The organism is Acidiphilium rubrum, from assembly GCF_900156265.1.
Taxonomy (GTDB): domain Bacteria; phylum Pseudomonadota; class Alphaproteobacteria; order Acetobacterales; family Acetobacteraceae; genus Acidiphilium; species Acidiphilium rubrum.
In genome coordinates this window covers 25,686-33,480 of the sequence record NZ_FTNE01000028.1, presented here as the reverse complement: position 1 = coordinate 33,480, position 7,795 = coordinate 25,686, and the positions used below count along the sequence as shown (strand labels likewise).

3 protein-coding genes are annotated in these 7,795 nt (G+C 64.9%); all 3 read right to left on the bottom strand.

Annotated elements, in window-relative coordinates; all coding sequences use genetic code 11:
- Nucleotides 1–297: 297 nt before the first annotated feature.
- Nucleotides 298–1,470 carry an acetyl-CoA acetyltransferase gene (locus BW994_RS15970; RefSeq protein ID WP_029313994.1) on the bottom strand — a complete coding sequence of 391 codons (1,173 nt, stop codon included), beginning with the start codon at nt 1,468–1,470 and terminating at the stop codon, nt 298–300.
- Between the two features lie 79 nt (nt 1,471–1,549).
- Nucleotides 1,550–5,914, bottom strand: a complete 4,365-nt coding sequence (locus BW994_RS15965) for a chemotaxis protein CheB (protein WP_081849225.1) — start codon at nt 5,912–5,914, stop codon at nt 1,550–1,552.
- A gap of 127 nt (nt 5,915–6,041) precedes the next feature.
- On the bottom strand, nt 6,042–7,694 hold the full coding sequence (gene pgm, locus BW994_RS15960; protein WP_076454710.1) for a phosphoglucomutase (alpha-D-glucose-1,6-bisphosphate-dependent): 1,653 nt from the start codon (nt 7,692–7,694) through the stop codon (nt 6,042–6,044).
- Nucleotides 7,695–7,795: the final 101 nt, after the last annotated feature.

Sequence of the window (7,795 nt, the reverse complement as noted above, 5' to 3'; positions counted from 1 at the left end):
GAACAACTCCACGAAATCCTCGGCCCACCCCCACCGCCCGTACCGCCTTGGCACCAGCCCTTCGTCCCCTCCTTCAACGTCAAAAAACTCTGGCGGAAGGGGCCATGATTTCGCACGCCTATTTCGTTACGATTACGCAACAAATAGCACAAAAAGACAAGTGAAGCACTTCTTTTTTGTGAACAAAAAAGAAGCAAAAAAAACTTTGGTAATTTGGGCCCGTGCCGGTTCAAACGCCCGTGCCCCAGGGTCAGAAAGTTTTTTGCTTCTTTTTTACAAAAAAGAAGCCTTCCCTTCCTACCCCCCAACCCGCTCCAGTATCGAAACATAATTCGCCACCGCAGCCCCGCCCATATTGAAAATCCCCCCAATATCAGCCCGCCCCAGCTGCATCTCGCCCGCCTCGCCGGTCAGCTGCATCGCCGCGATCACATGCATCGAAACCCCAGTCGCCCCCACCGGATGCCCCTTCGCCTTCAACCCGCCAGACCGGTTGATCGGCAACCGTCCCGCGGCCCCAACCATCCCATCCAACACCACCCGCGCCCCCTTGCCATGCGGCGCCAACCCCATCGCCTCATACTCGATCAACTCGGCGATCGTGAAACAATCATGCGTCTCGATGAACGACAGATCCTCGATCGACAATCCCGCCTCACCCAGCGCCTGCCCCCACGCCGTCGCCCCGCCTTCAAACCGCGTCGGGTCCCGGCGCGATAACGGCAGAAAATCATTGACATGCGCCGCCGCCCGAAACCGCACCGCCCGCCGCATCGCCGATGCCGTCTCCGCATCCGCCAGCACCAGCGCCGCCGCACCATCGCTCACCAGCGAACAATCGGTCCGCTTCAACGGTCCCGCAACATACGGATTCTTCTCAGACACCGTCCGGCAGAACTCGACCCCCAGATCCCGCCGCATCTGCGCATACGGATTATCCACCCCGTTGCGATGATTCTTCGCCGCAATCGCCGCCAACGCATCCGATTGATCACCGAACCGCTGAAAATACGTCTCGGCAATCCGCCCGAACACCCCGGCGAACCCGCCGGCAATCTCGCCTTCCTCACGCCGATACGAGGCACCGAGCAAAATATCACCCACCGCCGCCCCGCTCACCGCCGTCATCTTCTCGGCCCCGACCACCAGGGCAAACCGCCCCCGCCCCGCCGCGATGAAATCGCGCGCCGCGAACACCGCCGCCGAACCCGAGGCACAGGCGTTCTCACACCGCATCGCCGGCTTGAACCGCAACTCCGGCACGCTCTGCATCGCGAGCGACCCCGGAAAATCCTGCTTGCTGAACCCGTTGTTGAAATTGCCGACGAACACGCCATCGATCTCGCCCGGCGCAATCCCCGCATCCGCCACCGCACTGCCCGCAACCGCCCCGATCAGCGATTCCAGATCAGGCGCCTCGAGCTTGCCGAACGGCGAATGCGCCCAGCCAACAATGCAAACCTCGGTCATGGTCGATCCCCCTTGGCCACGCCGGCACGCGGCAAATAATGTTATGCACCACCCAGTCTACCAGCCGCCCGCCCACCCGTCACGGCCGGATCGCAACCGAGTCCGTTACCTGCCCCTCGGCCTCGGCCGCAAGCCTCGCCAATGCGCCCATCGACGCAGCACCGGTCTTGCGCATGATCGCGGCCCGATGCACCTCGACCGTGCGCGGGCTGATCCCGAGCATCCCGGCAATCACCTTGCTCGGCTGCCCCGCCAATACCAAATCCAGAATCTCCCGCTGCCGCGCCGTCAACCCCGCCAGATGCCGCACCGCCTCCTCATGAATCGCCCGCCGCGCGGTCAGATCCTGCCCCAGCCCGATCGCGCGGTCGATCCGGCTGAGCAGCTCCGCCGGGTTGATCGGCTTTTCCACAAAATCCGCCGCCCCCGCCCGCAGCGCCTCAACCGCCAGCGTCGCATCACTCACACCCGACAACATCACCACCGGCGTCTCATCCCCGCCATCCCGCACCGTCCGCAGCAGATCGATGCCGCTGCGCCCCGGCAGATTGACATCGATCACCAAACACCCCGCCGCCCCGCCGGGATCGCGCGCCAGAAACGCCTCCGCCGACGCAAAATCCACCACCACCCGCCCCGCCGCCTCCAGCATCGCGTGCAGCGCCGCACAGATTGCCGGATCATCATCGATCACCACGATCGGCGCGCTCATCGCCGGCACCACCGTCGGGCGCACCGGCATCAGCTTGCGAATCGCAGCCGCCAGCGCGACCAGCGACATCGGCTTGTTGAACTGCGCGCAATCCTGCGCCGCGATCTCACGCAGCGCATCGGTCGAAATATCACCGGTCAGAATGATCACCGGCACCGCATGACCGATCGCCGCGCGCACCCGGCCCACCACCGCAATCCCGTTCATCGCCCCGGGCAGATTGTAATCGGCAATCAACAAATCCGGCCACGCCCCCCCCGCCACCAGCGCCAGCGCCTCGGCACCATCCGCGGCGGCGACCACCCGATACCCCTCCTCCTGCAGAAACATCACCAGCAGCGAGCAAATATCCGGATCATCCTCGACCACCATGATCATCCCCGATGGCCGCACCGCATCAGGCCCGTCCACCACCGCCTCCGCCGCCGGCGCCGGCTCCATCACCGGCGCGGCAACCGTCGCGATCGTGACCGAAAACACCGACCCGCTGCCCGGCTCCGATCGCACCGCAATCGGCAGACCGAGCAGATCGGTCAACCGCCGCACGATCGCGAGCCCCAGGCCCAGCCCGCGCGTCCGATTGCGCGAAGGATTATCGATCTGGTGATATTCCTCGAAAATCGCCTGCAATTCCTCCTGCGGAATCCCGATGCCGGTATCCCACACCTCCAGCCGCGCCTGCCCGCCAACCCGCCGGCAGCCCACCAGAATCCGCCCCCGCCTGGTATATTTCAGCGCGTTCGATACCAGGTTGCGCAAAATCTGCGTCAGCAACCCCCGATCCGTCTCGATCGTCAGCGTGCACGGCATCACATGAAAATCGAGCCCAAGCGCCACGGCATCGTCGGTGAATTCCTGGCGCAACCGGTCGAACACCGCATTGACCGCAAACCGGCTCGCCGCGACCTTGACCACCCCCGCCTCGATTTCATTGATATCGAGCAGCGTATCCAGCATCGTCGTCATCACGCCCAAAGTCTGCGCCATCCGCTCGACCAGCGGCTCGGTCGGCGTGCCCGCCACCGCGCGCGCCAGCAGCCCGTGCAGCAACGACAGCGAGGTGAGCGGCTGGCGCAGATCATGGCTGGCCGCCGCCAGAAACCGCGACTTCGCACGGTTGGTCTGCTCGGCAACGGTCGTCGCCTTCTGCAAGGCAAGCGCGGTCCGTTTGCGCTCGGTGATGTCGGCAAACGTGATCACCACGCCTTCGACGCCATGCTGCTGGGTGCGATACGGCAGCACCCGCCGGGTGAACCAGGCGCCGTTGCGCCCCTGCACCTCGCGCTCGATCGGTTGCAGTGTCTCGAGCACCGCCCGCGCATCGAGCGTCAGCATCCCATCATTGGTCAGCGCGGTCAGGTCGGCGAGCGGCCGGCCCAGATCGCTCTGGATCACCGTGAACAGCGCCCGCGTCGCCGGCGTGAAGAAGCGGATGTGCAGATCGGTATCGAGAAACAACGTCGCGACATCGGTGCTGTACAGCACGTTCTGCAAATCGTTCGCCGTGGTGCGCTGGCGCTCGAGCGTTTCCTGCAACTGACTGTTCAGCGCGGTCAGCTCCTCGTTCAGCGATTGCAACTCCTCCTTCGAGGTCAGCAATTCCTCGTTGGTCGACTGGAACTCCTCATTGACCGAAAGCGCCTCCTCGTTGATCGCCTTCTGATCCTCGCTCGACAATTCCAGATCATGAATGGCGCCGAGCAATTCGGTCCGCGTCGCCGCCAGCTCGCGCTCCAGCTGCGCCACGCGCGAGGTGTCCTTGCGGTTGACCGGCGATGCCTGCACCGCGACGCCGGTCTGCCCGGTCACGAAACAGATCAGCAGCAACCGTTCACCGTCGCTCGTCACCGGTTGCACATCGATCGTGAACGCCTGCTCGACGCCCTCATGCGTCATCGTCCCACCCGGCACCACCACCCGACCCGCCGAGTCGATCGCCCGGCGGATCGCGGCGCGCAGCTTGGTGCGCAGCCCCTGCCGGCACATCGCCAGCACATCATGCGAGGGCAGACCGGGCGCGATCTGCAAAAACCGGTCGACCGGGCCGAGCGTGAACAGGCAATCGTTCTGCCCATTGATCAGCACAGCCGCCGGCGCATAGGCTTCGATCACCATCCGCCGGCACAATTCGGCCAGGCTGACCTGTGGTGCGCCGCCTGGCCCCATCGTCACGACCAGACTGGTCCCGGGCAGCGTCGCGGGTACCTGGCGTGCCATGAGGCGAGATTTGTCGCTCGGCAACACCGGAAAGCCGAACACGCCCGGCCGGTTGCGCCCGGTGCGGCGATAGATCCGTTCGGCCTTGGCCACCACGCTGAAACCCTGATCGCCCGACCCGATGGTCTCGGCACTGCCGAGCAGCAAAATCCCGCCATCGCGCAACGCAAAGTGAAACAGCGTCAGGATTTTCGACTGCGCCTCGGCCCGCAGATAAATCAGCAGGTTCCGGCACGATACCAGATCGAGCCGCGAAAACGGCGGATCGGCCAGCACATCCTGCACCGTGAACACCACCAGCGCCCGCAGCTCCGTGCCGATCCGGTATTTCTGTTCCTCGCGGATGAAAAACCGCGCGAGCCGCGCCGGCGACACATCCGCCTCGATCGATTGGTCATACAGCCCGGCCCGCGCCCGCCCGACCGCATCAGGATCGACATCGGAAGCAAAGATCTGCAATTTCGCGGGCGAACCGACCGCGCTGATATGCTCCATGAACAGCATCGCGAGCGAATAGGTCTCCTCGCCCGAACTGCACCCCGCCACCCACAGCCGCAACGGCTGATCGGCGGTGCGCCCCGCCACCAGCTCCGGCACGATCTGCTGCTCCAGCACATCGAACACCGCGCGATCGCGAAAAAAACTGGTGACGTTGATCAGCAGATCCTGCGCCAGCAGATCGACCTCGGCGGGGTTGCTGGTCAGCAGCGCCAGATACGCATCGAGGCTCGGCGGCACCAGCCCGGCAAGCCCGATCCGCCGATCGATCCGCCGCCGCAGCGTGCCCGATTTATACAAAGTGAAATTATGCGCCGTCGCATCGCGCAGCAGGGCGATGATCGCATTGAAACTATCCGGTGCATCGACCGGCACCTCGCGTGCCACCGCATCGCGCGGCCGCGCCGCCAGGGCCGCCGGAATCTCCGCGAGCGGCAGCACCAGATCGACCAGACCGGTCGCAACCGCGCTGCGCGGCATGCCATCGAACGCCGCCTCGTCCGGCGCCTGCGCGATCACGAAACCGCCCTTGTCGCGGATCGCCCGCAACCCCGCGCTACCATCGCTGCCGGTGCCGCTCAAGACCACCACAATGGCGCGGGCGCCGCACGATTCCGCGATCGAGTGCAGCAGAAAATCGAACGGCAGCCGCATGCCGTGCCGCTCGATCGGTTGCGTGACCCGCAGCATATCGTGGTCGACCGCGAGGTAGCGGCCCGGCGGAATGACGTAGACATGATCGGGTTCGAGCATCATGCCATCGCCCGCCTCGATCACCGGTAGCGCGGTATGGCGGGCCAGCAGTTCGACCATCAGGCTCTGATGCGTCGGGTCCAGATGCTGCACCAGAATAAACGCCATGCCGGTTTCGCTCGCCAGATGGTCGAGGATGCGGCCGAACGCTTCGAGCCCGCCCGCAGACGCGCCTAACGCAACAACCGCGAAATGACTGCCGGCTGCGGCCCGCTGTGGCACGGCGCTCGACTTGCCGGCTTCCGAGGGTCCGATTTCCGCCATTCGATGACATCTTTCATCATTCAAACCGTTACTGAGCGGATTATATACTCATATGGACAATAACAATATTTTGTCCATCTTTTCCGGCGCGGTAACGAAGCGGTCAGGCGCGCCGCTGGCGCTTTGGCTACAAATCCTCGAACAACCGCCCGATCAGCGCCTGCGCCTCCTGCTGCACGGCTTTCAGGTGCTGATCACTCAGAAAACTCTCCGCATAGATTTTATAGACATCCTCCGTCCCGGATGGCCGCGCGGCGAACCACGCGTTCTCGGTCGTGAGCTTGATACCGCCGAGCGCCGCGTCATTGCCCGGTGCGCGGTTGAGTTTCGCGGTGATCGGCTCGCCGGCCAGCGTGGTCGCCGTGATCGCCGCGGGGTCGAGCTTCGACAGCACCGCTTTCTGCGCGCGCGACGCCGGCGCATCGATCCGCTCGTAATGCGATGCGCCGAGACCTTCGGTGATTTCGGCGTAATACTGGTTGGGGTCCTTGCCGGTCACCGCCGTCATCTCGGCGGCGAGCAGCGCCAGGATCAACCCGTCCTTGTCGGTCGTCCAGACCGACCCGTCCCGCCGCAGAAACGATGCCCCCGCACTCTCCTCGCCGCCGAACACCAGCGACCCATCGATCAGCCCGGCGCTGAACCATTTGAACCCGACCGGCACTTCGGTCAGGCGCCGTCCCTGGCGTGCCACCACCCGATCGATCATCGCGCTCGAAACCGCGGTCTTGCCGACCGCACCGCCCGCCTGCCAGTCCGGCCGATGAGTGCACAAATACCCGATCGCGGCGGCGAGATAGGCGTTGGGCGGCATCAACCCGCCCGAGGGGCAGACGATGCCATGACGATCCGCATCCGGATCGGTCGCGCAGGCGATATCGAAGCGCTCGCGCAGCGCGATCAGCTTGGCCATCGCGAAGGGCGAGGAGCAATCCATCCGGATCTTGCCGTCCCAATCGACCGACATGAACCGAAACGTCGGGTCGATCGTGGGATCGACCACCGTCGCCGCAATGCCGTAGCGCTCGATGATCGGCTGCCAATACGCACACGCCGCCCCGCCGAGCGGATCGACGCCGATCCGCACCCCCGAACGCTGGATCGCCGCCATGTCGATCACCGACCCGAGATCGGCGACATAGGGGGTGATGTAATCATGGGCATGCACACAGGCGGCGCGCCTCGCGTGCTCGAAACCGATCCGGCGGACCCCTTGGTTCCCTGCCGCCAGATAGGCGTTGGCCATGCGCTCGATCGCGCCGGTGACATCGACATCCGCCGGCCCGCCGTTCGGCGGATTATACTTGAACCCGCCATCCTCCGGCGGATTATGCGAGGGGCTGATCACGATGCCGTCCGCCAGCCCGCTGGTCCGGCCCCGATTATAACCGATGATGGCATGGGAGATTACCGGCGTCGGCGTGTAGCCGCCGTCCTGATCGATCATGGTCTCGACCTCGTTCGCCGCCAGCACCTCGATCGCGCTGGTGAACGCGGCTTCGGACAGCGCGTGGGTATCCATGCCGATGAACAACGGCCCGGCGATGCCGGCGCCGCGCCGATGATCGCACACCGCCTGGGTGATCGCCAGAATATGGTCCTCGTTGAAGCCGCTCGCGCGCGCATTGCCGCGATGGCCGGAGGTTCCGAACGCGACCCGCTGCGCTGTCACCGCGGGGTCCGGCTTCATCGCGTAATAGGCGGTCATCAGGCGGGGGATATTGACCAGCAGCGATGCCGGCACCGGCTGGCCGGCCAGCGGATTGGTGCGCGGTGTCATGGGTTCGGTGTCATTGGTTCGGACATGGCGACCTCGGGCGACCTCGAATGATGATCGATCACCCCTACACCGTGATCCGCCGCCTCGCCACCCGGCAGTTG